At 60.5% G+C, this 26,229-nt stretch carries 34 protein-coding genes and 1 tRNA gene; 18 read left to right on the top strand and 17 right to left on the bottom strand.

Going from position 1 to position 26,229, the window contains the following annotated elements; genetic code table 11:
- Positions 1 to 53: 53 nt before the first annotated feature.
- The gene (locus tag KSW38_RS09285) at positions 54 to 476 is read right to left on the bottom strand and encodes a hypothetical protein (RefSeq protein ID WP_216924479.1); all 423 of its coding nucleotides are present in this window, start codon (positions 474 to 476) and stop codon (positions 54 to 56) included.
- 94 nt (positions 477 to 570) lie between these two features.
- The gene (locus KSW38_RS09290; RefSeq protein ID WP_223947409.1) at positions 571 to 1,233 is read right to left on the bottom strand and encodes a DUF1345 domain-containing protein; all 663 of its coding nucleotides are present in this window, start codon (positions 1,231 to 1,233) and stop codon (positions 571 to 573) included.
- A 134-nt stretch (positions 1,234 to 1,367) separates the two neighbouring features.
- Between KSW38_RS09290 and KSW38_RS09295 the strand changes: the two genes are divergently transcribed.
- The 5 genes from KSW38_RS09295 (at position 1,368) to rplI (ending at position 3,515) form a co-directional block, all read left to right on the top strand.
- Positions 1,368 to 1,450 (top strand) — tRNA-Leu (locus KSW38_RS09295).
- A gap of 280 nt (positions 1,451 to 1,730) precedes the next feature.
- Complete coding sequence (gene rpsF / locus KSW38_RS09300) at positions 1,731 to 2,036, top strand: 30S ribosomal protein S6 (RefSeq protein ID WP_021473324.1); 306 nt, start codon at positions 1,731 to 1,733, stop codon at positions 2,034 to 2,036.
- 50 nt (positions 2,037 to 2,086) lie between these two features.
- Positions 2,087 to 2,677, top strand: coding sequence for a single-stranded DNA-binding protein (locus KSW38_RS09305; protein WP_216924481.1), 591 nt, complete (start codon positions 2,087 to 2,089; stop codon positions 2,675 to 2,677).
- A 127-nt stretch (positions 2,678 to 2,804) separates the two neighbouring features.
- Positions 2,805 to 3,044: a 30S ribosomal protein S18 gene (rpsR, locus tag KSW38_RS09310; protein WP_003800144.1), complete on the top strand. Its 240-nt coding sequence runs from the start codon at positions 2,805 to 2,807 to the stop codon at positions 3,042 to 3,044.
- An 18-nt stretch (positions 3,045 to 3,062) separates the two neighbouring features.
- The gene (rplI, locus tag KSW38_RS09315; protein WP_216924483.1) at positions 3,063 to 3,515 is read left to right on the top strand and encodes a 50S ribosomal protein L9; all 453 of its coding nucleotides are present in this window, start codon (positions 3,063 to 3,065) and stop codon (positions 3,513 to 3,515) included.
- A gap of 58 nt (positions 3,516 to 3,573) precedes the next feature.
- Here the strand turns inward: rplI and KSW38_RS09320 are convergent, their stop codons facing one another.
- On the bottom strand, positions 3,574 to 4,002 hold the full coding sequence (locus tag KSW38_RS09320) for a DUF1801 domain-containing protein (protein ID WP_216924485.1): 429 nt from the start codon (positions 4,000 to 4,002) through the stop codon (positions 3,574 to 3,576).
- 55 nt (positions 4,003 to 4,057) lie between these two features.
- Between KSW38_RS09320 and KSW38_RS09325 the strand changes: the two genes are divergently transcribed.
- The 5 genes from KSW38_RS09325 to KSW38_RS09345 all read left to right on the top strand — a co-directional run bounded on the left by KSW38_RS09325 (position 4,058) and on the right by KSW38_RS09345 (position 8,586).
- Positions 4,058 to 4,909: a PhzF family phenazine biosynthesis protein gene (locus KSW38_RS09325; RefSeq protein ID WP_216924487.1), complete on the top strand. Its 852-nt coding sequence runs from the start codon at positions 4,058 to 4,060 to the stop codon at positions 4,907 to 4,909.
- Between the two features lie 54 nt (positions 4,910 to 4,963).
- The gene (locus tag KSW38_RS09330) at positions 4,964 to 5,755 is read left to right on the top strand and encodes an IclR family transcriptional regulator (RefSeq protein ID WP_216924489.1); all 792 of its coding nucleotides are present in this window, start codon (positions 4,964 to 4,966) and stop codon (positions 5,753 to 5,755) included.
- Between the two features lie 56 nt (positions 5,756 to 5,811).
- On the top strand, positions 5,812 to 6,711 hold the full coding sequence (locus KSW38_RS09335; RefSeq protein WP_216924491.1) for a diacylglycerol/lipid kinase family protein: 900 nt from the start codon (positions 5,812 to 5,814) through the stop codon (positions 6,709 to 6,711).
- Positions 6,712 to 7,651: 940 nt separating this feature from the next.
- Entirely contained in the window at positions 7,652 to 8,119 is a 468-nt protein-coding gene (locus KSW38_RS09340) for a hypothetical protein (protein ID WP_216924493.1), read from the top strand.
- Between the two features lie 14 nt (positions 8,120 to 8,133).
- Positions 8,134 to 8,586: a hypothetical protein gene (locus KSW38_RS09345; RefSeq protein ID WP_216924495.1), complete on the top strand. Its 453-nt coding sequence runs from the start codon at positions 8,134 to 8,136 to the stop codon at positions 8,584 to 8,586.
- Between the two features lie 109 nt (positions 8,587 to 8,695).
- Here the strand turns inward: KSW38_RS09345 and KSW38_RS09350 are convergent, their stop codons facing one another.
- On the bottom strand, positions 8,696 to 9,577 hold the full coding sequence (locus KSW38_RS09350) for a hypothetical protein (RefSeq protein ID WP_254186273.1): 882 nt from the start codon (positions 9,575 to 9,577) through the stop codon (positions 8,696 to 8,698).
- A 92-nt stretch (positions 9,578 to 9,669) separates the two neighbouring features.
- Here KSW38_RS09350 and KSW38_RS23410 point away from each other — a divergent pair, with 92 nt between their 5' ends.
- Positions 9,670 to 9,903: an SRPBCC family protein gene (locus KSW38_RS23410; RefSeq protein WP_254186274.1), complete on the top strand. Its 234-nt coding sequence runs from the start codon at positions 9,670 to 9,672 to the stop codon at positions 9,901 to 9,903.
- Entirely contained in the window at positions 9,873 to 10,118 is a 246-nt protein-coding gene (locus KSW38_RS23415) for a hypothetical protein (protein ID WP_254186275.1), read from the top strand. Before KSW38_RS23410 ends, KSW38_RS23415 begins: the two co-directional genes overlap by 31 nt.
- Before the next feature lie 42 nt (positions 10,119 to 10,160).
- Here the strand turns inward: KSW38_RS23415 and KSW38_RS09360 are convergent, their stop codons facing one another.
- The 3 genes from KSW38_RS09360 to KSW38_RS09370 are packed head-to-tail and all read right to left on the bottom strand — an operon-like array spanning position 10,161 to position 13,859.
- Positions 10,161 to 11,138: a beta/alpha barrel domain-containing protein gene (locus KSW38_RS09360; RefSeq protein WP_216924497.1), complete on the bottom strand. Its 978-nt coding sequence runs from the start codon at positions 11,136 to 11,138 to the stop codon at positions 10,161 to 10,163.
- A complete protein-coding gene (locus KSW38_RS09365; RefSeq protein WP_216924499.1) occupies positions 11,135 to 12,385 on the bottom strand; it encodes a CaiB/BaiF CoA transferase family protein in 1,251 nt (416 codons plus the stop codon). The genes KSW38_RS09360 and KSW38_RS09365 overlap by 4 nt, the downstream gene beginning before the upstream one ends.
- A gap of 46 nt (positions 12,386 to 12,431) precedes the next feature.
- Positions 12,432 to 13,859 (bottom strand): GntP family permease, encoded by a 1,428-nt coding sequence (locus KSW38_RS09370; RefSeq protein ID WP_216924501.1) that lies wholly within the window; start codon positions 13,857 to 13,859, stop codon positions 12,432 to 12,434.
- A 332-nt stretch (positions 13,860 to 14,191) separates the two neighbouring features.
- Here KSW38_RS09370 and KSW38_RS09375 point away from each other — a divergent pair, with 332 nt between their 5' ends.
- The 4 genes from KSW38_RS09375 (at position 14,192) to KSW38_RS09390 (ending at position 16,843) form a co-directional block, all read left to right on the top strand.
- Positions 14,192 to 15,175: an alpha/beta hydrolase gene (locus KSW38_RS09375; RefSeq protein WP_308169313.1), complete on the top strand. Its 984-nt coding sequence runs from the start codon at positions 14,192 to 14,194 to the stop codon at positions 15,173 to 15,175.
- Positions 15,156 to 15,641 (top strand): DUF1801 domain-containing protein, encoded by a 486-nt coding sequence (locus KSW38_RS09380; protein ID WP_254186276.1) that lies wholly within the window; start codon positions 15,156 to 15,158, stop codon positions 15,639 to 15,641. Before KSW38_RS09375 ends, KSW38_RS09380 begins: the two co-directional genes overlap by 20 nt.
- Before the next feature lie 97 nt (positions 15,642 to 15,738).
- Positions 15,739 to 16,362, top strand: coding sequence for an FMN reductase (locus KSW38_RS09385; protein WP_216924659.1), 624 nt, complete (start codon positions 15,739 to 15,741; stop codon positions 16,360 to 16,362).
- Between the two features lie 133 nt (positions 16,363 to 16,495).
- Positions 16,496 to 16,843, top strand: a complete 348-nt coding sequence (locus tag KSW38_RS09390; RefSeq protein WP_308169314.1) for a TFIIB-type zinc ribbon-containing protein — start codon at positions 16,496 to 16,498, stop codon at positions 16,841 to 16,843.
- A 6-nt stretch (positions 16,844 to 16,849) separates the two neighbouring features.
- Here the strand turns inward: KSW38_RS09390 and KSW38_RS09395 are convergent, their stop codons facing one another.
- Both KSW38_RS09395 and KSW38_RS09400 read right to left on the bottom strand, forming a co-directional pair.
- Complete coding sequence (locus tag KSW38_RS09395) at positions 16,850 to 17,425, bottom strand: hypothetical protein (protein ID WP_216924507.1); 576 nt, start codon at positions 17,423 to 17,425, stop codon at positions 16,850 to 16,852.
- A gap of 7 nt (positions 17,426 to 17,432) precedes the next feature.
- A complete protein-coding gene (locus tag KSW38_RS09400) occupies positions 17,433 to 17,903 on the bottom strand; it encodes a hypothetical protein (protein WP_216924661.1) in 471 nt (156 codons plus the stop codon).
- A gap of 631 nt (positions 17,904 to 18,534) precedes the next feature.
- Between KSW38_RS09400 and dnaB the strand changes: the two genes are divergently transcribed.
- Positions 18,535 to 19,920 (top strand): replicative DNA helicase, encoded by a 1,386-nt coding sequence (dnaB, locus tag KSW38_RS09405; protein ID WP_216924509.1) that lies wholly within the window; start codon positions 18,535 to 18,537, stop codon positions 19,918 to 19,920.
- 20 nt (positions 19,921 to 19,940) lie between these two features.
- On the opposite strand, the gene KSW38_RS09410 is transcribed toward dnaB, so the two are convergent.
- From KSW38_RS09410 to KSW38_RS09435, 6 genes are all read right to left on the bottom strand, one after another.
- Positions 19,941 to 20,768, bottom strand: coding sequence for a hypothetical protein (locus KSW38_RS09410; RefSeq protein WP_216924511.1), 828 nt, complete (start codon positions 20,766 to 20,768; stop codon positions 19,941 to 19,943).
- 73 nt (positions 20,769 to 20,841) lie between these two features.
- The gene (locus tag KSW38_RS09415) at positions 20,842 to 21,024 is read right to left on the bottom strand and encodes a hypothetical protein (protein ID WP_254186277.1); all 183 of its coding nucleotides are present in this window, start codon (positions 21,022 to 21,024) and stop codon (positions 20,842 to 20,844) included.
- Between the two features lie 115 nt (positions 21,025 to 21,139).
- Entirely contained in the window at positions 21,140 to 22,114 is a 975-nt protein-coding gene (locus tag KSW38_RS09420) for an acyl-CoA thioesterase (RefSeq protein ID WP_216924515.1), read from the bottom strand.
- A gap of 79 nt (positions 22,115 to 22,193) precedes the next feature.
- The gene (locus KSW38_RS09425; RefSeq protein ID WP_254186278.1) at positions 22,194 to 22,754 is read right to left on the bottom strand and encodes a hypothetical protein; all 561 of its coding nucleotides are present in this window, start codon (positions 22,752 to 22,754) and stop codon (positions 22,194 to 22,196) included.
- 8 nt (positions 22,755 to 22,762) lie between these two features.
- Positions 22,763 to 23,107, bottom strand: coding sequence for a PEP-utilizing enzyme (locus KSW38_RS09430; RefSeq protein ID WP_216924519.1), 345 nt, complete (start codon positions 23,105 to 23,107; stop codon positions 22,763 to 22,765).
- A 2-nt stretch (positions 23,108 to 23,109) separates the two neighbouring features.
- Positions 23,110 to 23,532 (bottom strand): hypothetical protein, encoded by a 423-nt coding sequence (locus KSW38_RS09435; RefSeq protein WP_216924522.1) that lies wholly within the window; start codon positions 23,530 to 23,532, stop codon positions 23,110 to 23,112.
- A gap of 145 nt (positions 23,533 to 23,677) precedes the next feature.
- Between KSW38_RS09435 and aztD the strand changes: the two genes are divergently transcribed.
- Positions 23,678 to 24,991, top strand: coding sequence for a zinc metallochaperone AztD (aztD, locus tag KSW38_RS09440; protein ID WP_216924524.1), 1,314 nt, complete (start codon positions 23,678 to 23,680; stop codon positions 24,989 to 24,991).
- Between the two features lie 143 nt (positions 24,992 to 25,134).
- Here the strand turns inward: aztD and KSW38_RS09445 are convergent, their stop codons facing one another.
- Both KSW38_RS09445 and KSW38_RS09450 read right to left on the bottom strand, forming a co-directional pair.
- Positions 25,135 to 25,569 (bottom strand): DoxX family protein, encoded by a 435-nt coding sequence (locus KSW38_RS09445; protein WP_216924526.1) that lies wholly within the window; start codon positions 25,567 to 25,569, stop codon positions 25,135 to 25,137.
- Between the two features lie 40 nt (positions 25,570 to 25,609).
- Positions 25,610 to 26,194 (bottom strand): putative antibiotic biosynthesis monooxygenase, encoded by a 585-nt coding sequence (locus KSW38_RS09450; RefSeq protein WP_216924527.1) that lies wholly within the window; start codon positions 26,192 to 26,194, stop codon positions 25,610 to 25,612.
- Positions 26,195 to 26,229 lie beyond the last annotated feature (35 nt).

Consider the following 26,229-nt stretch of genomic DNA (forward strand, 5'->3'; position numbering starts at 1 on the left):
TTCGTCCGGGGCAGCCGCTGTCAGCGTTCGACGGCGGCTGCCCCGTTTGTGGTTTAAGGCACCTCAACGGGGAGGTACTGGATGGGTCCGGGGCACTGTGCGCCGGTGGTGTCCGGAACACCAGGTATGGCAGGGATGTCGAAGACGGAGTCCCGCTGGCGTTTGCCTGCCTCCTTGACCACCACACGGACCTTGGCCACAACGCTGGGCGGGGAGGCTGATTGCCCGGCAGATAGATACGGGGGCTCCTGGGGGATGAGCCAGCGGCCATCCGTCTGCTGCTGGACGGGCCGCGGTGTGCAGCCGTCTCCGAAACATGCCTGGACGCGGCTTGGCGTCGAGGCTATCTTCAGCTCGATCGGAGCGGCGTTCCCAATTGCAGGGCACACGCGTGACTTGTCCACGGCGAACCACACCAGTCCGCCGATCGCGGCCACGAGAATAGTCGCCGCAACCAAGATCAGCCGGGGCTTCATGGCAAGTAGCCTACGCCTGGGCGCGCCGCCGGGAACCGGCCACGGCGCCGGGAACTGGCCACGGCGCCGGGAACTGAGCTTCGGGCGGTGTGGGCTACTGGGCCAAGCCAATGACGAGGTTGATTGTGGCGGCCAGGATGACGGTGCCGAACAAGTAGGACAGCAGACTGTGTTTCAAGGCCTCAAGCCGGATCCTATGGTTGCTCAGGTTGGTGTCTGAGACCTGATACGTCATGCCCAGGCTGGTGGCCAGATAGGCGAAATCCGTATATTGCGGTGGGCGGTCCTGGTTGAAGCTGATGCCACCAACCCCACCACCGGCCTCGGCTTCAGGGCTGTAATAGAGCTCGGCGTAGCGCAGGGTGAAGAGCGTTTGGACCAGCATCCAGGACAGGGCCACGCACGCCAGGGAGAGCGCGGCGGAATAAAAGCGCGTGTCCGTTCCTTCAGTGTGCGAGTTGACGATCACCGCCGCAGCAGCGGCGATGCTGGCCAGGTTTGCGATAAGGATCAGAACGTCGGTGACTCCACGGGACGGGTCCTCGGATGTCGCGTGTTGCCGGGTCTCGGCGGGGTCCATCCGCGCTATCACTAGCCACACCCAGACAACATAGATCAGCGCTGCCGTTGCCCAGCCCACGGCCGGCGCATCAACCCAGCTGCCTGCGGCTCCGGTGACCATGAAGGCTAGGGCGCCGGCTGCCACCATGACAACGAAACGCAGGCGGCTACGCCGAACTCTGTTCAGTGCATCCATGCCCCCACCCTAGCCCGGTTCTCCTTTTGATCCGGGGCATTGGGACACAGGAATCCACTAAATGGGCATCCTCGTGTTAGTGTCTTTGTCGCTGTTACGGAGAAAAACGAAACACTGTTTCTCCGAATCACCCTGCGCGGGTGGCGGAATGGCAGACGCGCTAGCTTGAGGTGCTAGTCCTCGAAAGGGGGTGGGGGTTCAAGTCCCCCTCCGCGCACAGGAAACCCCTGGAAGATCGCTGATCTTCCAGGGGTTTTGTCGTTTCCATCGCACGCCAGCTTCCTCTGGGGTCAAGGTTATCCACATACGGCGACTGGCGGGTTTCGGTCCAGGATCCCACCGAATAGCTTTGGGTGCAGGAGATGCACTAAGATATTGAAGTCTGTGTTGCGCCCTCCTTCCGAATCTTCGGCGGGGGAGCGAGCCACAGCATCGCAAATGAACCTCCTGTTACGGAAATACCGTAACCGCTTAGCCCAAAGGAGGTGGGTTCACATATGCGTCCTTACGAATTGATGGTAATCATCGACCCCGAGGTCGAAGAGCGTACCGTAGAGCCGTCGCTTCAGAAGTTCCTTAATGTCATCACCACCGATGGTGGAACCATCGAAAAGGTTGACATCTGGGGCCGTCGCCGTCTGGCATACGACATCAAGAAGAAGTCCGAAGGTATCTACGCAGTGGTGAACTTCACCGCTGAGCCGGCTACCGCCAAGGAACTTGACCGCCAGCTGTCTCTTAACGAGACGATCATGCGCACCAAGATCATCCGCCCCGAAGACCAGAAGGTCGTTGCTGAGTAATCAGCCCCTTCCAGATCTTTACACCGCAGGAACGAACAAGGAGGCAGTAGATGGCAGGCGAAACCACTATTACGGTCATCGGTAATCTCACCAATGACCCGGAGCTGCGGTTCACCCCGTCTGGCTCAGCAGTAGCGAACTTCACCATCGCTTCTACTCCCCGGACCTTTGATCGTCAGTCGAATGAGTGGAAGGACGGGGAAACCCTGTTCCTCCGCGCTTCCGTCTGGCGCGAAGCAGCCGAGAACGTGGCCGAGTCCCTTACCAAGGGCATGCGCGTCATTGTTTCCGGCCGTTTGAAGAGCCGTTCTTACGAAACCAAGGAAGGCGAGAAGCGCACCGTTATCGAGCTTGAGGTCGATGAAATCGGCCCGAGCCTGCGTTACGCAAACGCCAAAGTCAACCGTACCCAGCGCTCCGGTGGCCAGTTCGGCGCCGGAAACGGTGGCCAGGGTGGCTTCGGTGGCGGTAACGCCGGTGGCTTTGGCGGAGGTGCAGCAGCTGGTGCAAGCCAGGGCGGCAACTCCGGTGGAAACTGGGGCGGCAACCAGCCCGCGCAGCAGGATGACCCTTGGGCTACGCCCGGAGTCAGCAATGCAGGCGGCTGGGGCAACGGCCCGGATTCCGAACCTCCCTTCTAAACACCAAGAAAAAGTCCGACGCCGGAACCCGCCGGGACTGCTGCAAGGCATCCGGGCGACTACCGCCGTCGAACACCACCATCCCGTGGATCAATATCCACGGGCTCCATAGAAAAGGAGCTCCACGATGGCTAAGGCTGAACTCCGTAAGCCCAAACCAAAGTCCAACCCCTTGAAGGCCGCTGACATCACTGTCATCGACTACAAGGACGTAGCACTGCTGCGCAAGTTCATCTCCGACCGCGGAAAGATCCGCGCTCGTCGCGTTACCGGCGTTACCGTTCAGGAACAGCGCAAGATCGCCCAGGCAATCAAGAACGCCCGCGAAGTTGCTCTGCTGCCTTACTCCGGCGCTGGCCGCGGCTAAGGGAAGGGATTAACTAACATGGCAAAGCTCATTCTGACCCACGAAGTAACCGGTCTCGGTGCTGCTGGCGACGTTGTCGAGGTCAAGGACGGTTACGCACGTAACTTCCTGCTGCCCCGCGGCTTCGCTCTGACCTGGACCAAGGGTGGCGAGAAGCAGGTTGAGACCATCAAGGCTGCCCGCGCTGCTCGTGCCCACGCTTCTGTTGAAGCTGCACAGGCACAGGCCCAGGCTCTGTCCTCCAAGAAGGTCAAGCTCGAGGTGAAGGCCGGCGAGTCCGGTCGTCTCTTCGGCACCGTCAAGCCTGCTGATGTCGCTGCTGCTGTTGAGGCCGCTGGCCTCGGCGCCATCGACAAGCGCAACGTTGAACTGCCGAACCACATCAAGTCTGTCGGTTCGTACCAGGCCAACGTTCGCCTGCACGAGGATGTTTCCGCTGTTATCGACCTTGAGGTCGTTGCAGGGAAGTAGTCTCTGACTGCTAAGAAGGACCCCCGCCGCCGGTTTCCGGTGGTGGGGGTCCTTTTGCTTATGAGGACGGTGTGTGGAGCTCAGCCATGACGTGCTGGTAGCCCGTCCGAATCATCTCTGCGAGGATTTCCCGGTCCACATCGTCCAGCTTATTGATGTATAAACATGCTGCTCCGGTCTTGTGCTTGCCCAACTCCGGAAGCAGACGGTCGGCATCGGGCCCGTATGTGAGGCCATAGAGTGCCAGGTTCGTCTTGCGCGGTGAGAAACCGACGGCGGCAGAGTCACCTTCCCGCCCGCTCTCGTATTTGTAGTGGTAGCTACCGAAGCCCACGATTGTAGGCCCCCACATCACCCCTTCGTGGCCAGTAATCTCCTGCATCATCCTCCGCAGTTCCAACCCATCGGCGCGCCGGCCGGAGTGCTCCACAGATGAAAGGAATTCATCCACGGACATGCTTGTGGGCTGGGTCTTGTTCTCTGCCATGTTCGTAGTTTTCCAGACTCACGATTGGCCGGCCACCCAGTGATAACCTGCAGCGGTGACTTCAGAATCCTTGCGTATCCGCCCCTTCCACCAGGTCGACGTCTTCTCGGCCCAGCCATATCGCGTTAACCCCCTGGCAGTAGTGGTGGACGCAGAGGGACTAAGCAGCGAGGCAATGCAGCACTTCGCCAACTGGACCAACCTCTCTGAGACCACCTTCCTTCTACCTCCAACAGATCCGCGTGCCGATTACCGAGTGCGCATCTTCACGGGCAGCGAGGAGTTCCCTTTCGCTGGGCACCCAACCCTCGGTTCCGCCCACACCTGGCTGCAGGCCGGGGGAGAGCCCAAGACTGACGGTGTGCTGGTGCAGGAATGCGGCGCAGGTTTGGTCCGGGTGAAGCACGACGCCGGCCGGCTGGCCTTCGCTGCACCACCACTGACCCGCTTCGAGGCGGTGGATGCCGCCGTTCGTTCCCAGCTGGCAGCCGGTCTTAGGCTCCCGGAGGCCTCCTTACTGGACGCATCATGGCTGGTGAACGGCCCGGAATGGGTTGGCGTCCTGCTTGAGTCTGCGGAACAAGTCCTGGCAATCGAACCGGATCTGGTGGCGATGGGTGACCTCAAGGTCGGGGTGATTGGCCCCCACAAGCCTGGGTCCGACGTCGACTTTGAAGTGCGCACGTTCATACCCGGCGACGCCATGGTGGAAGATCCCGTGACCGGCAGTTTCAACGCCGGTGCAGCGCAGTGGCTGATCGGTACGGGGCGGGCGCCTGAAGAATATGTGGCGGCGCAGGGCACTGCCTTGGGCAGGGCGGGTCGCATCCATGTGAAGGCTGAGGACGGTGACATTTGGGTCGGAGGGGCATCGGCCACGTGTATCCAGGGCACTGTCCTGTTGTAGCTCCAACCGGAGCGGAATTGGCGTCCCCTCCGGCGAGCGTTTAGCGTGAGACTTATGTCAGCATCCGATGCTTCCGCCAAGGCCAACGGCAACCCTTTGCTTGTCCTTGGCAAGATCACGTCTATCCTGGACGCCTTTTCCCTATCGAAGCCGGTGCTGCAGCTAAGCGACATTCGCGAGTACACCGGGATGCCGACCTCCACGGTGCAGCGTCTCGTCACCAACCTGACGTCCCAAGGATTCCTGGACCGGGAGGGCGACGCCTACCGCATTGGCATGCGGATGGCCTACTGGGCGGCTCCGGCGACCCGTGGCATGGACGTGGTGGACATCCTAAGCCCGCTGCTGAAGACGTTGCGCGATACTACCGGTGAGACTGCGTGCTTCTTCAAAGCAGAACAGCACTACCGCGTGTGCGTCGCCATGGCCGATACCCGTCACGCGCTCCGCCGCGAGATGCATCTCGGCAAGATCATCCCGCTTCATGCGGGTTCGGCGGGCAGGGTTCTGCTGGCTTGGTCTCCTGAATTGATGGAGGCCGTCCTTCGCGATCCGTTGGAGCCCATTACCGACTACACGATCACCAGCTCAGAGGAATTGGAGGTCGCGGTCAAGAAGACGCGGGCTGATGGCTTTGCTATCACTGTAGGGGAACGGGAAGACGGTGCCTCAGGGCTCTCGGCGCCAGTGTTCGATTCAGCTGCTGCCCTTGTGGGCGCGGTCACCATCAGCGGACCTACATTGCGGATGCCACTGGAAACGTGCGAAGCGTGGGTGGAACCTTTGCTCGCGACCGCGGAACATATGACCAGACTCATTGGTGGGCGGTTCCCGGGGGAGTCGTAGGGGTATTAAGGGCTAACAGGCAGTAACCAAACGGGCGTACACCCAAGGAGCACATTATGCATTCCGCACGGAACTTTGAATCGATCGCCATTATTTTCAATCCCAACAGCACAGGCAATGCGCCCGAACTGGCTGAGCAATTACAGGTCAAGCTGAAGGACACGCTCCCCTACGCCCCAGAGATTACCCTGCAGCCCACTGAACACGCTGGACATGCCGTTGAGTTGGCCAGGACGGCGGCGGCAAGGGGAGGCGACGTCCTTGTTGTCTCCGTGAGTGGTGACGGCGGCTATAACGAGGTTGTCAACGGCGTGATGCAGGCCGGGAACCCGCAGGCAGTCTGTGCGGTCATGGCCGCGGGCAACGCCAACGATCACCGTCGGATCACGGGAACCAAACCCCTGGAAGAAGCTATTGCTGAGGGCCACGTCCGGCAAATTGACCTCCTGAGCATTCACACGGGCCAACAAGAAGGCGAGCCTTTGGAATACGCGCACTCATACATCGGATTTGGTCTCACACCTGTTGTGGCCACCGAACTCGAAAAGGGCAGTAAGGGAGCCCTGACTGAGATGGTCTCCGTCATCAAGACCTTTTCGAAATTCGAGCCATTTGGCATCCGCACATCCGATGGCAAACGCAGGAAATTCGACAGCTTGGTTTTCGCCAACATCCCCGAAATGGCTAAGTACGCAACGCTTAGTGAGGCCGAAGATCACCCCTCTGATGGGAAATTTGAGGTCATCATATTTCCGCACATGCCCAAATGGCGGGTGCTGCTGACTGCCCTGCGCGCGACAACGCAAGGCTTGGGCGATCAGCCGAGCGTGAGCAGTTACGAATTCACTACGCTCAAACCCTTGCCATACCAGATGGACGGTGAAGTGAAGACGGTGGAAGCCAATGTGAAAGTCAGGGTGGAATGCGCTCCGGCCGCGCTGGCTACAGTGGGTTAGGACGGGCCTAGACATCGGTCCACTTCGAGGACGAAATGGAAGAGGGCGGTCACACCCCGCTTCTACGGGTCGAAGGACCAGAGTCCGCGAGATAAGCGACGCATATGGAACACCGCGGAGTCTTAATCCGTAGTTGGATAGGATGTCGGCGCCCGCGGGAGTTGCGGGATGCTCGTCGCCAGAACCGGAGGAGCCAGCACACCATCTTCGTGCACTGGGGAGAACTCAGCAGGGATCCAGGCGGCCTAGTAAAAGCGCCCAGGAAGGCGGCAATAGCATTGCTCTTGGAGGTTCCCCGGTTCAGGGACGGAACAACCCCTTCAAGTACTCCTGCACATGGCCAGCCAGGTTAGGGGATTGTGTTGGCACATGGAGACCGAACCACATCCACCGCTGGTAGATGGTTTTAGTCCGGTCGGCCACTACCTTGAACCGATAGCGGGTGTGCATCTCGGCGGAAGCATCGCTTCATAGGTCTAGCCAATAGTTCGGTGAGCTGCGAGCGCTTGTTTGGAAGGCTCTTGGCTGAACGGAGCCTGTGACACGAAAAGTTGCTACACACGGTCCTGAACGCAGTCTCTTGGACTGCGTAGCGCGACTGTCATTCTGCGACATGTCTGCTACATGGATATCCGGCGTTACTCGTCCAAAGTGAGTCTCAGCAACGTGTCCTGGCCCTGAGATTCGTATACAAGAATTGCCCCCCATGCGCGTGAACTTTTCCGCGCCGCCATCGATCAAATTGCAGCGCGGCCGCACATGGCGGTCAAGCTGACCAGGCATGACAGCCGACGGATCTGCCACGCTACCAGCACGGTCGTCTTCCGCTTACTTACAGAGGGAAACCTCAGCTTGATGATGCTGCCATAAATCGCCGCGATCCTGGCAGTGAGAAGTGCGTCACGTTTCCGCATGCACGCACACATAGTAGGAGGATTGTATGCGTCTCTTGCAAAAGACACTACTGGCAGTGAGCCTGACGGCAGCGTTGGCACTGTCGCCTACTGCTGCTCACGCGGGTAATGCGCCCGGAGATCGAGGTGTCTACACCCTTACCGGAATTCAGTATTGGAATCAGGCCAACGTCATCGTGCACAGCACTCAGGCCTGGGGAGAAACGAGAAGCGGACCGGACACGCATTGTGTATCAGCAGGTTCGATTGCTGCTAAAGCGAAGCTCTTTGAGAGTTCGGCGAGTGGCACCGGGGCTGCTTTGAGATCTGAAGGTCCTTGGTATTACACGGAGGTTACCCTTTGTCCTGGCGAGTGGCGGGGGTACACCGCCTACTACAACTTTGGTGGAGGAATGCGGTACTTCTACAGCCACGGTGAAACCATGGCTTGGAACACCTGGTCCAGCTCTTACAACCACTACTCGACTATTCCAGGGAAAGTCCAGAATCCATAATTTCGGAGGGGAAAATGAAGCGTCTATTGAAAGCCCGAACAACAACTGTCCTCCTAGGAGCAATTCTTCTCGTCGGTTCCGGAATCGGAGTTGCCAGCGCTACATCCCAGCCGCCGGCCCAGGTAGTGCCCCTTGCGCCCGCTGTCGTGTTAGGTGACGGCGTTTTCGAGAAAAATGCCGCTGGCCAAACGTATGGGCTTCCAACTGAGGTTGATGGGGTTACCGTTGAACCGGACCTGATTCGGGCCTATGCAACCAACGATCGAATTGGGTACGTCAGGAACAGCGAACGAAAAGTAGCAACTGGCGATCCATCGCTGTTCAAGTCGCCAGAAGAGGCATTGCAATGGCAGGCAAACCGGCCCAAGGGCCCGGTGAGTATCGGAGTTTACGACCTCGATGGCGTCACCGTCATAGGTGAGTTCGTCTTCTCGGAGGGGACCGTCACTTCGAGTACTGACAAGTAGAAAAGGCCGGAGTGAACGGCTCACCCCGGAGCGCAGCAGCTTCGGGGTGATCTTTGTCCTCCCCGACAATTAACATTGAGCGAACCCTCACTATCCGCCACAGGTCGCCCTATCCACCACAGGCGGCCGTCACGAAGTCATAGATACGTCCACGCAATTCATTTGGTGCTGCAACCTTCAGTACGCCTTCCCGCGCGCCCACCGAAATCCTTAGTGGCAAGAGCGTTCCCACCTTGTCCTCGGCCACCGCATGCGGGTCGCATCGCGCCGGACGAATCGTCAAGGGCAGCTCTTTCCGGGCCATGCCGGGCGATATCGCGATGTCCCGCGGCCAGGGGTCCGCGGGCGATTCGGCCAGGAGGGTGGTTCCGTCGATGGACCTAATCGTGAGCTTTTGCGGTGGCTCACCTGGAGTGCCCGCAGGGGTAATGACAAGACGCACGACGGCGGTTCGACCATCCGGGGCCACCTCAAGATCGGAGTTCAAGACGATGGTAGCTACGGCGGCGGCGTCCGCTGCCAAGCACAGCTCGTCGGCGTTCCGGGGCAGGACGTTGAACGGATCCTGCGCCTCAACCGAGATTTCTGCGGGTCCCTTAGCTGGCTCCGAATATTCAACCATGGCCTTGATAGGTCCATTAGGCGACTGGCTGCAATGCGGCGCAGGCAAATTGGCGGGAAGGCTCTTGGGCTGCCGGGGTGGTAGCTCCAGGACGCCGCCTGTTGGCTCCCATACGATGTCTTTCTCAAATAAAGGGGAGTTCAGCCGCGCACCGGTAACGGTAACGGGAGCATCCGCGGAGTTGGTGAGCTGTATGAGGATGGCTTGCTTGCCGTATTGGTCCCGGGATTGATTAACCTCTACGGAGATGGGTTGTGGCCCTGGGCTGGTCGGCGGTTCCTTGCTGGGGGAGCGGTCACATGCCGCCAACGGCAGGGTGGACATCAGGGCTACGCATGCTGCCCAATAACGCCACTCCCCGCTCTCCATGCCAACAGTGTAGGCGGCCGGTAGCGGACAATTGATAAGCATGCTTAGCTTAGTCTCACCACAGATGCCGAAGGCACGCAGAAGGGAACTCCATGTCCACTGTTACTCAGCTGTTCAGGTCCTCTGCCGCGGACGTCTGGAACGTCATCGCCGACGGCTGGCTGTACTCCGGGTGGGTGGTTGGCGCCTCAAGGATCCGCGCGGTGGATGACCAGTGGCCACAAGTCGGCTCCAAACTCCATCACTCCGTGGGGCATGGCCGCTCCTCCTCAACGACAGCACCAGCGTCACCGGCGTGGAACCTGGCCGTAGCCTGGAACTTTTAGCCCGCGGCTGGCCCGTAGGTGAAGCAAAGGTGCGCATTACCTTGGAGGAGCTGGGTGGCAACCACTGCCGCGTCTCTATGGCTGAGGACGCGATTCGGGGCCCGGGAAAGGTGGTGCCAAAGGCACTCAGGGATCCCATGATCACCGTCCGCAACCGCGAAACCCTGCGTCGCCTGGAGTTGATGGCGGCAGGCGGGGCGGGGAAGCCAAGCTAGAGCCCTGCCACAGCGCGGCCGGCAGCCCGCATCGCCTCAGTCTCAGTTGCCCTGTGCCGTCGTTGGCGTGGCAGCCGGCATGACCCAGTCGAAGGCGTCTGCCCGGGAGCGGGCGCCTTGGGCAGCCTTCGAACGGTTGGGTTCCCCGAGTTCCGCGAGTAGCTTCTCGGACAGAGCCACGAGGCCGCCGAAAGTCCCGGGCGTGAGCCACTCGGGTCGGGTGGCGAAGAGTATGTCTTCGCTGGAAGTGTTGCCGCTGGCGCCGGGGGCGAAGGGACAGCCGCCCAGGCCGCCCAAAGCGCCGTCGACCATTGCTGCGCCCGCCTGGATTGCGGCGAGCGTGTTGGCAACGCCCAAGCCCCAGGTGTCGTGACCGTGGTAGACGATCCGCCGGGCAGGGGATTCATCCCGCACACGGGTGATCAGGCGTGAAACCTGTGCGGGGACGGCTTGCCCCAGCGTGTCGCAGATGACGATGTCCGTGGTGCCCTCGGCCCGGGGGTCATTGGCGATCGCGAGGATGCGTTCCTCTGGAACATACCCTTCAAAGGGGCAGGTGAAGGACGTCGCGATGCACAGCTGGATCTGGCCATTCACTGCGCGGGCGTATTCAACGGCCTCAGGCAACGCGGCAAGGCTCTGGTCCGTGGTGCGGCCGATATTGGCCTTGTTATGCGAATCCGAGGCCGACAGGCAGTACTGAAAATTCCGTGCTCCAGCAGCGGCGGCCTTGGCGACGTGGCCCGGTGTGGCCACCCATATCCAACATTTCTCGAGTTCCTCGGGCGTGAGGGCCTGGACCACTTCGAGTGTGTTGGCCATGGTGGGGACCAAGTCCGCGCGGGCCATGGAACCGAGCTCGATTGCTGGCACACCCAACCGCAGCAGCTCACGCACCGTTTCGATCTTCTGCTCCGTTGGCAGGAGTTTCCCGGTCAGTTGCAATCCATCCCTCAGCGTGACATCCCGCAGGATGGCGCCACCCAGGGTTGTGGCCAAAGGCCCTTCAAAGCGGTTCATGGTCGGACGGCCTCCTCGCGGCCGGAAGCCGCATCGATTTGCACAGCATCCAGGTGAAGGAGGCCGCCAAGGATTTCTTCAGTGTTTTCGCCGAGGTCCGGTCCGAGGTTGCGGATGGGCAGGGACTGCTCCCCGATCACGGGAACGATGCCCGGGAAACCTACTCCCGGGAGGATCTCCTCGCCGGTGGAAACGTCGAACTTCTGGATCATATTGCGGGCCGCGTATTGGCTGTCCGTACTGATGTCCGCAGCTGTATAGATGGGACCAGCAGGAACTCCGGCGTCCTCCAAGGCCGCCAATGCTTCAGGCGCGGTCAGCTGGCCGGTCCACTCGCCGATTGCCTGGTCCAGTTCCTCGCGGCTAGCCCAGCGCCCGGCATTTGTTTGCAGCGCCGGGTCCTCGGCCAGGTCCGGCCGGCCGATCGTCTGCATGTATCGCTGGAAAATCGAGTCCCCATTTCCGGCCACGACAATGCTGGCGCCGTCCTTGCACACGTACGCATTCGAGGGCGCAATGCCTTCCATCCGGCCACCAACGCGCTGCCGATCCACGCCATACGCCTGATAGTCAGGAATAAGCGATTCCATCATGGAGAACATTGCTTCGTTCAGCGCGACGTCGATGATGCGTTCGGCGAGGGGAACAGCGCCGGCCGCGCTCCGGCGTCGTGCTTCACGCTGGTAAAGACTCATCATGGAGCCAAAGGCGGCGTAAAGGCCCGCGATCGAGTCTCCGATGGAAACGCCCACACGCACCGGAGCGCGGTCCGGGTCACCCACCAGGTTGCGGAACCCGCTATAGGCCTCGGCGACGGCGGCAAACCCCGGCCGCTCGGACAATGGCCCTGTCTGTCCAAAGGCAGAGATGCGGGTGACGATGAGGTCCGGATTGGCTTGGTTGAGGACCTCGGGCCCTAGACCCCACTTCTCCAGCGTTCCGGGGCGGAAGTTCTCAAGCAGGATGTCCGACTTGGCAACCAAGGCCAGGACAGCCTGCTTCCCTGCCTCGGTGCGGAGATCCAGGACCACGGACTTCTTGTTGCGGTTCAGCGTGCGGTAGAGCATGGAAGTGTTGCCCTTGTGGAGGCGCCAATTGCGGAGCTCGTCGCCGCTGCCTGGACGCTCGACCTTGATGACTTCAGCGCCGAAATCGGCTAGCAGCCTGCCAGCCGTGGGAGCGGCAATGTAATTGCCGAGTTCGAGGACTCGGACGCCGTCCAACGGGGCGATTGTTTCGTGTGTCATGGTCTTCTCTCGTGCGTGCTTTTGTGATGGGACGGTCGGCGGGCGGTCAGAACAGCAGGCTCATGGGCAGGATCAGCAGGATCGCGACCACGGAGGCTACCGAAACTCCCACCGTGACCGATTTCAATGCACCCCTCACACTCTGGCCCAAAAGAGACTGCAAGAGCCAGAACGTGTTGCTGGTGACGTGAACCATGAAGAGCGAGCCGGCGCCAGCGGCGAGGGCCAGCAGCACGGGATCAAGTCCAATAGCTGGGGCGATGGGTGCCAGCAGCCCGGCGGCCGTAATGGCGGACAGGGTGACGGAGCCGACGGCGATGTGCAGCGCTGCGGCGATGGCCCACACCACCAGCAACGGGGCCACGGTGCTCGCTGAGAAGAAGCCACCAAGGATGTCGCCGAGCCCGGCGGCTTTGACGGTGGCTGCCAGGGATCCGCCCACGCCGGTCAGGATCAGGATCTGTCCGCTTTCCTTGAAGCCCACAGCAATGGCCTCTTCAACCTTTTTCTGGCCAATCGACGCCCGGGTTACAAGGCAGGTGCCGATCAGCCCAATGAGAAGAGCGATGACGGGTTCGCCAAGCAGCTGGAGCCAGGGGAGATCGATCTTGAAAATCTGGAGGATAGCGCCCGCACCGATGAGGATCAGGGAAGTCAGGAGGGGGGCAAAGAGCATGATCAGCGGTTTCTCATTGCTCTCGCGTTCGGCAACAACCACCGCGCCCTTGGTTGGCTGGGTGCTGGAGCCGGAGTTGCTGGCAGTATCTGTTCCAGGGAGCGAGCCGCTGGTGGGATCCTCGCCCTCGCTGTCTTCCTCGGCCACGAAGGTGTGGTCCTCGTCCTTGGCTTCATTCCAGAAACCGCGGCGGAAGAGGAACGTCATGATGGCAATGGAAATGATGATGGTGGGAACCACCAGCAGCAGGCCGAAGAGAAGCATCTTGCCGAGTGGGACGTTGAGGAGGCCGGCCAGTGCCAGGGAAGCCACACCGGGCACCGTGAAGACGATGCCGCATTCCAGTGCGATAGCCATGGCGGTTGCCATGCGTGCCGTTCCCAGTTTTCCGATTTTGGGAGCCAGCTTGCGGGCAAGCGGGGCTGAGATAACCAGGAGGACATCCAGGAAGATGGACTGGAGGAGCGTGCCTATCGCCAGCCCCATGGTGTACGGAAGGCGTTTGGGGCCGAAGGTCTTGAGGAGATGCTCTACCAGGCGCCGGATAGCTCCGCTCTGATTGAGGATGGAGCCCATCAAAACGCCGAAGGCGATGAGCAGGCCTACATCGACCATGATCTCGCCGAAGCCGGACGTGATGGTCTTGACGGTCTCTTCGACCCCGAGGCCGACTGCCAGGCCCAAATACACGGAAGCGATGACCAGGGAAATGACGGGGTTGACTCTGAAGCGGACGATCAGCACAACGGCGGCCAGGACCGCTACAGCTGTGTTGATCAGAACAGCAATGTCTGACATGGGAAATCCGATCGTTGGGCCTTCCGCTCTGAAGGCTGGGAACTGATGCACGCCGTGAGGCAGGCCACATCACTGATCCCATATTATGAGTTTGAACTCATATTGCAAGCTTTTTCGAGAAATCGGACGGGATTTCCCTTCATGATCCAGCCCCGGAGACTTAGCATGGTCCACAGGTACACCAACTGGGGGAGTGTGTAATGGGGCCACTGGAATCGACTCAAGCCAACGTGACTGGCGCGGCAAAAGCCCGGACGGATGCGGGAGGCGGTTCCCCTTTAGGTCCCGGTTCCAGGGCAGCTTCGCAGACCAAGCGACGGCGTCCTTCCCGAGTGAGGAAACTCGACCTCGCCATCATTCTGATCCTGGTCATTCTTCTGGCCCTGTCGGCGACTCCTTGGCCCTCGGCTATGTTGATCCGCAGCGTTTTTGAGCGCGGAGCGCAGTCGACTATTGATGAGATGGAGCCGTACGTCCCGGACACTCCCTTGCAGGAGCACGCCGGTGTTGTTTACAAGCCCGGTTCCGCGTTCGATGTTTTCAGCCCTTCGGGGACCACCGCTGCGCTCCCTACGATCGTCTGGATCCACGGCGGTGCGTGGATTTCAGGGGCTCAACGCGATGTGGAACCCTATCTTCGAATTCTTGCGGCTGAGGGATACACGACCATTGGTGTGAGCTACCCGATCGCGCCGGAGGCCGTCTATCCCACCGCCGTACGGGACATCAACGATGCCCTTGGCTATATCAAGGCGCACGCCACAGAACTGAACGTGGATACCACTCGGATTGTCCTGGCCGGCGATTCTGCTGGAGCGCAGTTGGCCAGCCAAATGACCACTCTCACTGTTAACCCTGAGTATGCCAACCTGATGGGGATCGAACCCGCGCTCCAGAAATCGGACCTGGCCGCGACCATCCTGCACTGCGGTGTGTATGACCTCCGGGCCATGGCCGACCTCAATGGCCTGGTTGCGTGGGGCTTCAAAACCTCGCTGTGGGCATATACGGGAACGAAGGACTGGTCCTCCACATATGCGGGCAGTACCATGTCCACCATTGATTTTGTGACCAAGGATTTCCCGCCGACCTTCATCAGCGGCGGCAATGGTGATGGTCTGACGTGGCTTCAGTCGGTTCCCTACAGCAATCGCCTGAAGGAAGCCGGTGTTCCGGTGACAGAATTGTTTTGGGCCGCGGACCACGCCCCCGAACTGCCGCATGAGTACCAATTCCACCTGAACTTCGCCGAGGCCCGCGATGCCAGGGACAAGACCTTGGACTTCCTGTCCATGCATGCCTCCAGAACGAATTGAGGGAAAGACTGTGGACCGCTCGGAAGGGCATATCGACGCCGGAGTATTGTCGCTGCCAGAAGCCATGACTGGCAGGGCAAGTCCCGCGAAGGCCGCAGTTGGGGACAAGCCCGTCTTCGCCTACATCGCCAGCCTTCCGCAGCCACAGCGTGGCATCGCCGAAGCCATCGATGCGCTGGCGGCCAAGACACTGCCGGGACTTGAGCGCTCGGTGAAATGGGGCATGGCGTATTACGGCGTCGGCGACGGTTGGTGCTTCAGCTGCGGCGGCTTCGCTGGCCACGTCAAGCTCATGTTTATCAATGGCGTGACGCTTCAACCCGTGCCGCCAGTGACGCCCGTGGGAATGGGCAAATCGACGCGGGGTCTGGAGCTCGAATCCGTGGAGGACATCGACGAAGACCATATAGCGACGTGGATGAAACAGGTCACGTCCGTCCCGGGCATTGGAGGAAGGAAGCGTTGATGGATGCCCTGCGGGAATAGTTTGTGATGCTCGCTCGTTCAGTGATTTAGATGCATATGCATGTATGCTGGGAATGAACGAGCAACAGGAGAATGCCATGGAAACCCGCCGCATCACAGTCCTTTCCGCCGGACTCGGCGTCCCGTCGTCGAGCCGTCTGCTGGCGGACCAGCTGGCCGCATCCGCCGAGCGGCAGCTGCGGGCGGCAGGCTACGAAGCGAGGATCGACGTCGTCGAACTTCGAGACCTGGCCGTGGACATCGCCAATAACTTCGTCACCGGTTACGCCGCTCCGCGCCTCGCAGAGGTGATTGCCGGCGTCGAGGATTCGGACGGCATCATCGCCGTCAGCCCTGTTTTCAGCGCGTCCTACAGTGGCCTCTTCAAGTCCTTCATCGACGTCCTGGACCCCAAGTCCCTCGACGGCAAAGCCGTGCTGCTTGGCGCAACCGGCGGCACCGACCGCCACCAAATGGTCCTGGACTACGCCATGCGTCCGCTGTTCAGCTACCTGCGGACCCGGGTTGCGTCCACCGGCGTCTTCGCGGGGCCCCAGGACTGGGGAAACGACGACGGCGGCTCGCCCCTCTCGGCCCGCGTAGACCGGGCGGCCGGTGAACTCGTGCAACTGCTCAGCGGTCCCCAGCCCGGGCGCAAGACCCCAGCCCTGGAGTCGCTGCCATTCGAACAACTGCTGGCCGGTATCTCAGGGGGCAGGTAAGAGACCCGTCTCCATTGGCGTGAGCTTGCCGACCCGGAAATGAATCGAGCGGTTCCAGCTCTTTGAATTTCAGTTCTCCGTCAGACCGAACTTTTCCCCGGGTCCGGTCGTTGGGGCAAGCATGAAGTGTCCTGTGGATTCCATTGATCTGGTGATGAGCGAACGAAGCGGCGTGGAGATTGACTACTGCCCGCAGTGCAGGGGTGTATGGCTCGATCGCGGTGAGCTGGACAAGATTATTGACCGGGTCGCTGTCGAAACCATGCCGGCTCCTGCCAGGCAAGCCCCGGCACCCCAGCAGCCTCCGATCGCTCCGCCGCCCATCTACAACCCCTTTGAATCGCGTCCGCAACAGCCCCGATACGACGATCGCGGCGATCGCCGTGACTATGACCGCAGGGGTGACTATGACCGACGCGACGAGTATGGCCGTAAACGGAAGAAGAAGGAAGGATTCCTGGGAGAACTGTTCGACTTTTAGCCGCGCCTAATCGTCCAGGAGTTCGATGAATTCACGCGCTTGTTTAATGGTGATGTCCGAGTGGCGTGTCAGGGCCAGGGCTGCGCCCTCCACATCACCGCTTTTTGCCAAAGTCCGGATTCGTCCGTAGATCTCATCGTTGAGCATGTTGCTGCTCACCTCGCGCGTCACGTCACCCTTGCTAACGATGGCCCGGTATCGGTACGGGAAGCGCTCGGGCTCGTCGTCGTCCTCGGACAAGAGATCCTTGGGCTTCGCCTCTGGCGTAAAGGGCTGCGGGTGGGCGGCCAGAGCGCCCACGGCGTCCCGCGACGCCCGTAGCCCCTCCCCGGTGGCTTGCAGATACAGTTTGATGGCTGCCATGCCCTGGCCCTGGGCAATAAGCGAGTAGAGCCGCCTATGTTGTTCCTCGTTCAGCTTCGCAGCCGATTCTTTGGCGAGCTGAACCGGATCTTTGGGGGAGTTGGCTGCAGCTACACCAGCCTTTGTCTCGGCCGAACGCTTGCTAAAGGAACGCATCAGCAGCAATACGCCCGCGATGACCGCGATCAAAATCACGAGCGGGACAAACAAGGAATCCATGGCGTTGTCAGAGCCGATCTACATAGTTCTTAGCGGTGAGTAAGTCTGAATGCGTGGCCTGGCGGAAGACTTTTATGGCTTCTATCTTGCGTCCGCCGCGAACAAGGTTCTGCAACTCAAAGGCGAGTTGAGGATTGAGCTGTCCATTGGGAAGCACCGCAGGCTGGTGCCCCGTTTGCGTGCCTGCCGTCCTGGCGGCTTGGGCCTGATGAGCGGCCCGGGTTTGTTCTGTCTGCTGGGTGTGCTGGGCCTCGTTCTGGCTTGGCTTGGTGGAAGCCTCGATCTTGGCCCGGGCAGCAAGCGCAGCCTGAACTTGTGAAGCTTGATGCGCTGCGGAACGGGCCGCAAGTTCGTGTTGATACCGCTCGGCATCGGAAAGGCCAGTGTCGCGCGGTTTAAAGGCCGCTGAAAGCGCCCACAGCAGGCCCAGGAGGACAATTAGCGGAAGGGCAATCATCAGCACGTCACCAAAGTTCATCCCCATGCTTAGAGCTTATGCCAGAACTTGGTTATCCACAGCACATTCCAGTCTCGGCATAGACTTCTGAGAGGACAGTGTCAAATTAAGGCCCTCTTTGTAAGATGCATCACATTTGCGGCATGTTTAGCATGGATTTAAGGCTCTAGTGACCAACTGGACCAGCTCGGTCTGTGGATGATTTTCCACCAAAACTTTCTTTGCTCCACAGGCTGTGATGAACGTTTCCGCAGGTCAGGCCATAGTTACTGCAAAAAGAATTTCTCTATCCACAGGGTAACGCACAGACTGTGCACAACGTGGGGGTGGTATTCCACAGGTTATCCACATGTGCACTTGACAGTGGACTTTGCGCCCGGACTTAGCACCGCTAACGTGGCTCGGGTACCTGTTTCAGTATGGAATTTGCCCTCTCAGTGACCTTCAAGCAGCCGCGCGCAAACATGCTTGGGGAGACTTCTGTGGATAAGTTGTGGAAATTGGGGAAAGTCGAAAATTGTCGGACCCCCATGGATATAACAGGAGCACTCGGCTGGTCCGGAGGCTCGGGCAATCCATCCCAGGTCCACCTGCGCTTTACGCACCACTGAGGGACTAACTCTCTGCAGCGGTACACAAATGGAGGACGGCTTTGTCAGTTACGCACTTGGACTCAATCGAGGGCACACGCGCTTCGGACTCGAGCCGGAAACCTCCCCAGGACATCCCCGCTGAGCAGTCAGTCCTGGGCGGCATGATGTTGTCCAAGGACGCCATCGCCGACGTCGTCGAGATCGTCCGTGGCCACGACTTCTACCGTCCGGCGCACGAGACGATTTACGAGTCCATCATTGACCTCTATGGCCGTGGCGAGCCCGCCGACGCCGTAACGGTCTCCGACGAACTGACCAAGCGCGGTGAGATCAACAGGATCGGCGGACCAGCCTATCTGCACGAGCTCATCCAAACTGTACCTACGGCCGCCAACGCCGGTTACTACGCCGAGATCGTGGCAGAGCGCGCAGTGCTGCGCCGCCTCGTGAACGCCGGCACCAAGATTGTCCAGATGGGCTACGGCCAGGACGGCGAAGTGGAAGACCTCGTCAACCAGGCACAGGCAGAGGTTTACGCGGTTGCTGAAAAGCGCACTGCCGAAGATTACGTGGCGTTGAAGGACGTCATGGAGTCCACCGTGGACGAGATCGAAGCTTCCGGGCATCGCGGCGAAGGCATGGTGGGCGTTCCCACCGGATTCTACGAGCTTGACGAACTGACCCACGGCCTCCACCCGGGCCAGATGATTGTTATCGCTGCCCGTCCTGCTGTCGGTAAATCCACGTTTGCGCTGGACTTCGCGCGCTCCGCCGCCATCAAGAACAATCTGGCTACGGTCATGTTCTCCCTCGAAATGGGCCGGAACGAGATCGCGATGCGTCTGCTCTCTGCCGAGGCCACCATCGGACTTCAAGATCTCCGTAAGGGCACCATCAAGGACGAGCAGTGGTCCAAGATCGCCACCACCATGGGCCGCATGAACGACGCCCCGCTGTTCATTGACGACAGCCCCAACATGTCACTCATGGAAATCCGGGCAAAGTGCCGTCGGCTGAAGCAGCAACATGACCTCAAGCTCGTTATCCTGGACTACCTCCAGCTGATGAGCTCCGGTAAAAAGGTTGAATCCCGCCAGCAGGAAGTCTCCGAGTTCTCGCGTGCCCTCAAGCTGCTCGCCAAGGAACTTCAGGTTCCCGTCATTGCGCTGTCACAGCTGAACCGTGGTTCCGAGCAGCGCCAGGACAAGCGCCCCATGGTGTCTGACCTTCGTGAATCAGGTTCTATCGAGCAGGACGCCGACATGGTCATCCTGCTCCACCGTGAGGATGTGTATGACAAAGAATCGCCGCGAGCCGGCGAGGCCGACATCCTCATCGCCAAGCACCGTAACGGCCCTACCAAGGACATTGTTGTCGCGTTCCAGGGTCACTACTCGCGCTTCGCAAACATGGCCGGCGATGCTGGTGGTGGGGGCGGCTTCTAGGTTCCCGAGCCGGAGGCTCCTTAGGCAACGGGCAGTACCAGCAGGTACCCAGTCGGCAGCGAACCGCTCCAGCGTCGCGGTTCCCGGACAACGAACTGCGTCGCCAACTGTTCAGGGGTCAGAAGGCTGTTGGGGGCAGGCGAAGGGCCCCACTGTCCGCTGCCGTAGGGGTAGAGCGGGTCCTGTACCCGTATTCCCGTGACGGAGAAGTCCGGGAACTGGGAGGGATCTCCGAGTGACTCGAATCCGCTCATCACCCAGGCATGGCGGCCACTCCACATGACCAAGCCAACGGGGCGGCCCGTAGTGGCCATGGCTCGTGCAGCAGTTCGTACGGCTTCCCCATAGTTGGCGATGCTGACGACTTCGTACGGTCCCATCCCGACGGCGGTCAGAACCGCTGCCCAGCCGAAGGGGTTTGCGCCGTTGAAGGAGTCGGAGGACCGCATTCGCGCCATTTCCCACAGCTCGGACTGCTGGGCGCGGCCGGCCCATGTGCCGCCTCCGGTATCGTCGATCAGGTTGTGCGCGATCTGGATGCTCGCTGCGACACACCAATCAAACGTGTACTGCGGTACGAAGTCGCCTTCTTGGTACAAGTTCAGGGAGTACGCCTGAGGCACCGCCACAGGCGTTGGGACTGGGGCCGGCGTCGAAATCGGAGCAGGGGCCGTTTGAGTCGTTCCCTGAGCTGGACCGGCGACACCGCCAGCCACTGGCTGGGCCGTGGAAGATGAAGGCGGTTGATTCGGGGCGGCCTCGTCCACGCCGGTCGCGGACGAACAGGCCGACAGAAGGGTGGCAAAGGCGACGAACCAAGCCAGGAGACGGGCGCGGGCACCGGTCATGATCCAGTTTAGCGCGGGGCTGGCTAACCCCTGAAGGCCGCCTTTTCCGCAATTCGGCCGGCTGCTACAAACGTTAAATGCGTCGGAGCGTGGAGTAGGGGCGACTTGGGAGGGTTCCTGCCACCCATGGTTGAACTGAGGGTTCAAGCGGAATCTGCCCGCGGCCGTCGCGGATCACCAACACCGCGGCCCCTATGGCGGCGGCAAGGGAAGCCAGACCCAACAGGATGAGGACAACAGCAAAAGCCAGAGACATCTCCATGCACCTCTAGGCCTAATTTTACCGGTCTTCGTGCTTCTTGGAGCTCCGTTGACGTCCTGCATCGCATTGTTGGAGCGTTGCACGACACAGAGTCCTACAAGGCGGGGAGCTAGTTGCCAGCAGCCTTAAGCAAATGATCCGGCAGTCGATTCCCGGGCGCCCGTCCTCGGATTTCCAACAATTCCCGGGCATGGGCATGCAACTTTCTGTCCTCTTCCGATACAGGAACCCATTCTGGAATCGGCACCGCAGGTCCCGTTTCATCCCGGGCCACCATCACAGTGAGGCAGTACGTGGTCAGGTTCATCTCGCGGGTTTTCGGATCACCGGAGCGGACGTGGACAGCGATGTGCATTCCCTTTGCACCCGTGTAAACGAGACGGGCTTCTACTTCCACCACGTGGCCAATCAACAACGGCCGATAGAAGCGCACGCCGCCTGAGAACACTGCCACGGTGTCCCTGCCGCAGTATCGCGAGGCGCAAACGTATGCGGCTTCGTCGATCCATTTCATGACAATGCCGCCGTGGACCTTGCCGCCCCAGTTCACATCAGTGGGGGCCGCCATAAACCGCAGTACGACGCGCTCGGCGGTGCCGGCGTCGGTATATTTCTGGGCGTTCATCGCATTGACGATCTGTTCACGCACTTCAATGCGCGCAAGCGCGTGATCCCTTTGCTCGATTTCTTCCGGGGTGGAGGGCTCGAATTGCGGCACGGGAATCGGCTTGCCGTCAGGTCCTACGGCCACGAATATCACCATGCACTGGCTGTGCATCGTCTCCGGTCCGCCCTTGGGGTCACGGGAACTGACCACCGTGTGGATGTGCATCGAGGAGCGGCCCGTGTACACGATGGTGGAAGTTACCTCCACCATGTCGCCGCTGTTCACCGGATCGGTGAAGTGAATGTTGCCCACGTAGGCGGTGACGCAGTACGACTTCGCCCAGCCCACCGCTGCGGCATAAGCGGCCTTGTCCACCCACTCAAGGACAGTGCCGGCGTCGACCGAGCCGCTGTGTCCAATGTCCATTGGAGCCGCAAGGAAGCGGAGGGTCACGGAGTTGCCGGCTGTCTCACTCATGCTGGAAGTTTACTGTCGGCATGTTTCTGTTACGTGAGTAAGTCTGGATCCGCTGTCCGAGTGGCCGGACGTCCGCTGCCTACCCGCGCTGGATTCCCAGGGTTGCGATGAGATCCTCGTGCAGTTCGAACCATGCCCGGTGGAAGGAATCACGGTCGGTGGCGGTGAACCAGGCACTGTCCCTGCGCGCCTGCTCGAGCGCGTTCATCAGCCGCCGGGAGTAGCCCGCGAACCGTGGCAATGATTCCGCCAGGCGTTCTTCCACCGGACGCCACGAAGCTAACACCTCCTCCAAGATCCCGGAGGCAGCCATGCCCCTTACTTGCTGGAGTTGGATGGCGCTGCAGGCACTGACAACCGTCGGATTTAGGTCCACGAACTCGTTGTGCACGCCCATCACCACGGAGCGGGCGTCTTCACGGTCCAATTCAGCTGCGAGGAGGCGCTCATTCTCGACACGCCCAGCACTGGACAGGGACCACCCGCTGCTACCAGCAAAAGAAGTGTGGGAAACGAAACCGAGCACGCCGGCGTCGATGAGTTCGGATTCGACCAAGCTGTGATCCCGACTGAATCGATCCGCAATGGCGTGGGCGTCGGCGAATCCGAGGAGTCGGACGGCGTGAAGTGTAAGCAACAAGTCGCCAGTCATTCGGCTGATTCCGCAACGGCAGCGACGGTAACTGTGCCCAAGGATCCGTTGATCGTCACGGAAGTTCCGTCCGCGAGCAACGTCATGGCGTCCCGGACACCTACGACGGCCGGTATTCCGAATTCACGGGCGACGATGGCGGCGTGGGACAACATTCCGCCACTCTCAGTGACAACTGCCGCAGCCATCCCAAAAAGTGGCGTCCATGCGGGGTCGGTGGTGCGGCACACCAACACATCGCCAAGCTGGAACCGACCGAAGTCATCGGGCCCGTTGATGATTCGCGCGGTCCCATGGGCCGTTCCTGCGCTTGCCGCTGTTCCGTTGAGTGTGACTGCCATCGTCAGCGCCCACCGAGGTTCGGATTGGGTCGATCGGTAAGCCGATCGAGTCTTTGTTGTGCGGCCTGGGCGGAGCGGAGCCCGAGGCTCTCCGCGATCTGCGGCCACGTGAGGCCTTCTGCCCGCGCAAGAAACAGAAGCGCGGTTTCGACGGCGTCCATCTCACCACGAGCGGCGGCAACCAATGCGAGGGCGGCACGTAGATCCGCGGCCTCGACGGGGGCAGGATTTGGGTCTGTGCCCTGACTGGAACCCCTGGACCGCCAAAGTACGTGCTGGATCAGGTCCGTGGCCGAGGGGGGTTGACCAGCCGCGAGCCAGGGCCGGTGACTGAGGTCCGAACCACCCCTGTCCATGAGTAACCGGACAGCCCTGGTTTCCCGCTCCGCTTGGTCAGCGTCCTGGGACCCTGCGTCGTTTTCCATGTGCTGCTCCTTGATTGACCATTTCTAGCGCAAGCATGGGATATCAACACTATGTTGTCAACATGCTGTTGATGGGTTCGGCGCGGCGCCCGACACATTCGCTCTGCGAGTTGATACACAAATGAGAATCAATATCATTTAACTCATGCCTCATCATTCCACCCTTATTTCCCCTGCATCAGCCACCCCCAAACGCCGCTTCCCCGCAAAGCCGCTTGCCGCCGTCGGGCTTTCCGCCCTTCTACTCTCCGCCTGCGGAGCCCCTGGAGGCTCAGCTGGCAACGCCGCGGAGCCTGCCGCCTCCAGCAGTGGGAAGTCGAGCCCGAAAGAGGCCGGCGCCCCCAGCCCGCGTTTGGTTTACACGCACGACGCCGGTATTGGAGTCCTGGACGCCACCACCCTCAAGCCTGTGGGAGGGGCGGAATTGTCAGGTTTCAATCGGCTGAATCCCGCCGGTGACGGGCGCCATGTGTTTGTATCCACGGGAGACTCGTTCCGCCTGTTCGACGCAGGCGCCTGGACCGAGCCGCACGGCGACCATAGCCATCACTACGTTGCCGAACCCAAGTTGACCGAGCTGGCGATTGAAGCAGACAAGTCCGGTCACGTGGTTCGTCATGCGGGCAAGACAGTCCTGTTCAATGATGGATCGGGCAAGGTTGAGAGCTTCAAGTCGTCTTCCTTGGGTGCTTCCATCGAGGATGGCGCCCTGCCTGCCACCGACGTCTACACGACGCCGGAGCCGCATCACGGTGTGGCAGTGGAGCTGGAAGACGGCAAGTTGCTGGTGACCCTGGGAAATGAGGAAAGCCGCTCAGGAATCGCTATCCTCTCCGCAGGCAAGGGCCAGGAGCGTAAGGAAATCGTCCGCAACGAGGACTGCCCGGGCGTCCACGGCGAGGCTGTTGCTGCCGGAGAAGCTGTGGTGGTCGGCTGCGAGAACGGCATGCTGATCTATAAGGATGGCGTGATTACCAAGGTCGCCAGCCCGGATGCCTATGGACGTCTGGGCAATCAGGCGGGTTCCGGGAAGTCGCCGGTGATCCTGGGGGATTACAAAGTGGACAAGGCCGCTGAGCTGGAACGGCCAACCCGCATTTCGCTGGTGAACACTGAAACCGCAACCCTTCAACTTGTGGATATTGGAACCAGCTACTCGTTCCGTTCCCTCGGTCGCGGACCTGCCGGTGAAGCGCTGGTCCTTGGAACTGACGGTTCCCTGCGTGTCATCGACCCAGTTTCAGGCTCAGTGACCTCGACGATCCCCGTAGTGGCCGCGTGGGAAGAGTCCACCACCTGGCAGGATCCGCGTCCCACGCTGTTTGTCCAGGGCGCGACGGCGTTCGTCACCGAACCTGCGACGAGCACCATCCACGCGGTGGATTTGAAGACGGGAAAAGTGAAGAAGTCGGCTGAGCTGGAGCACGTCCCGAATGAGCTAACCGGGGTAGAAGGCTAAACGCTCTCTCACTTCCCGCGGGCTTTTCACCGATCTTCTTTCACTTCCAGAGGCCTAAAGCCGGATGTTCTCTCACTTTCTTGACGAAAGTGAGAGAACATCCGGCTCAAAAGGCTATTAGGTGAGAGAGGGTATGGGAGCGCTTACGCGAGGACGCGGAGTTTGGATCCCTGCCGTCCGAAGAGCGCGTTGTCGGCGGAAAGCTTGCCTGCACCAGCGAGGGCGAGAGCCAAGGCGGCGCCGGCAAAGATCAGGACAAGCTCGTAACCGCCATTGGCGACGAAAACGCCGGCCGGTGCGTGAACCAGGAACAGTGCGCCCAGCATATCGACGGCCAGGAGGGCTGCGAACACCCGGGTCAGGAGGCCAATGATCAATGCGATGCCGCCCACAAGTTCAAGGGTTGCAATTACCGGGGCCACGGCTGAAGCGCCGGGCACGCCCATCTGCGCGAAGGAGGCCTGTGTTCCCGCAATGGTGAATTCGTTGAACTTCTGCCAACCGTGCGCGGCGAAGAGAAAACCTGCAATAACGCGCAGGACGGTCAGGGCTGTGGTGCTCAGGCTGGACTTGTTCATATATTCAACTTTTCCCGAGATAAGTTGAAGAGTCAACTAATTAAGAAGTTCCGTGACTTTTCCCACGCGGCGTTGCTTGTAGCCATGGCTGCAGAAGACGCGTCGTGATCGGCAGGAAGATGTACGTCATCAACGGCGTCAGGATGACGATGTTAAGGAGAACCTGGAACACCAGTGGCCAGCCTTGCGTCAAAGGGTGCAGCAGGAAATTAGCCAACAAACTGAGCGGAAAGAACGGCAGGAAGATGCTAATGGCTTGCTTCCAACGAGGCGGCACAACGGTTTCCGGGACGACCACAGAGGAGTCGCCAGGCTGTGAAAACCAGCCCTCGATTCCAGTGCGCCGTTCAACGCGAGTGGTCTCCATCATTTCCCGGGCACTATCAATCCACCAGCGACGTTCCTCGGACTGCTCCCATCCGTGCAGCGTTTCAGCATCAGCGAAGCGGTACAGCATGTGCCATTCGTTTGAACCAGCGCCATTCCGGACCCACCCCGACCCCAGGTAACCGGGCCATTCGCGTGCCAGTTCCTGGCCGGCGTGTGCCCAGGCGTTTGCTTGCCGGGTATACCCCGGAAGAATGGTGCGGGCGACGGAAACTGTAACGGGATGCTTGTGTGACACGGCCCCAAATTTACCCGCCCCCAAGCGGACTAGGC

The organism is Paenarthrobacter aromaticivorans (genome assembly GCF_019038615.1).
Classification (GTDB): domain Bacteria; phylum Actinomycetota; class Actinomycetes; order Actinomycetales; family Micrococcaceae; genus Arthrobacter; species Arthrobacter aromaticivorans.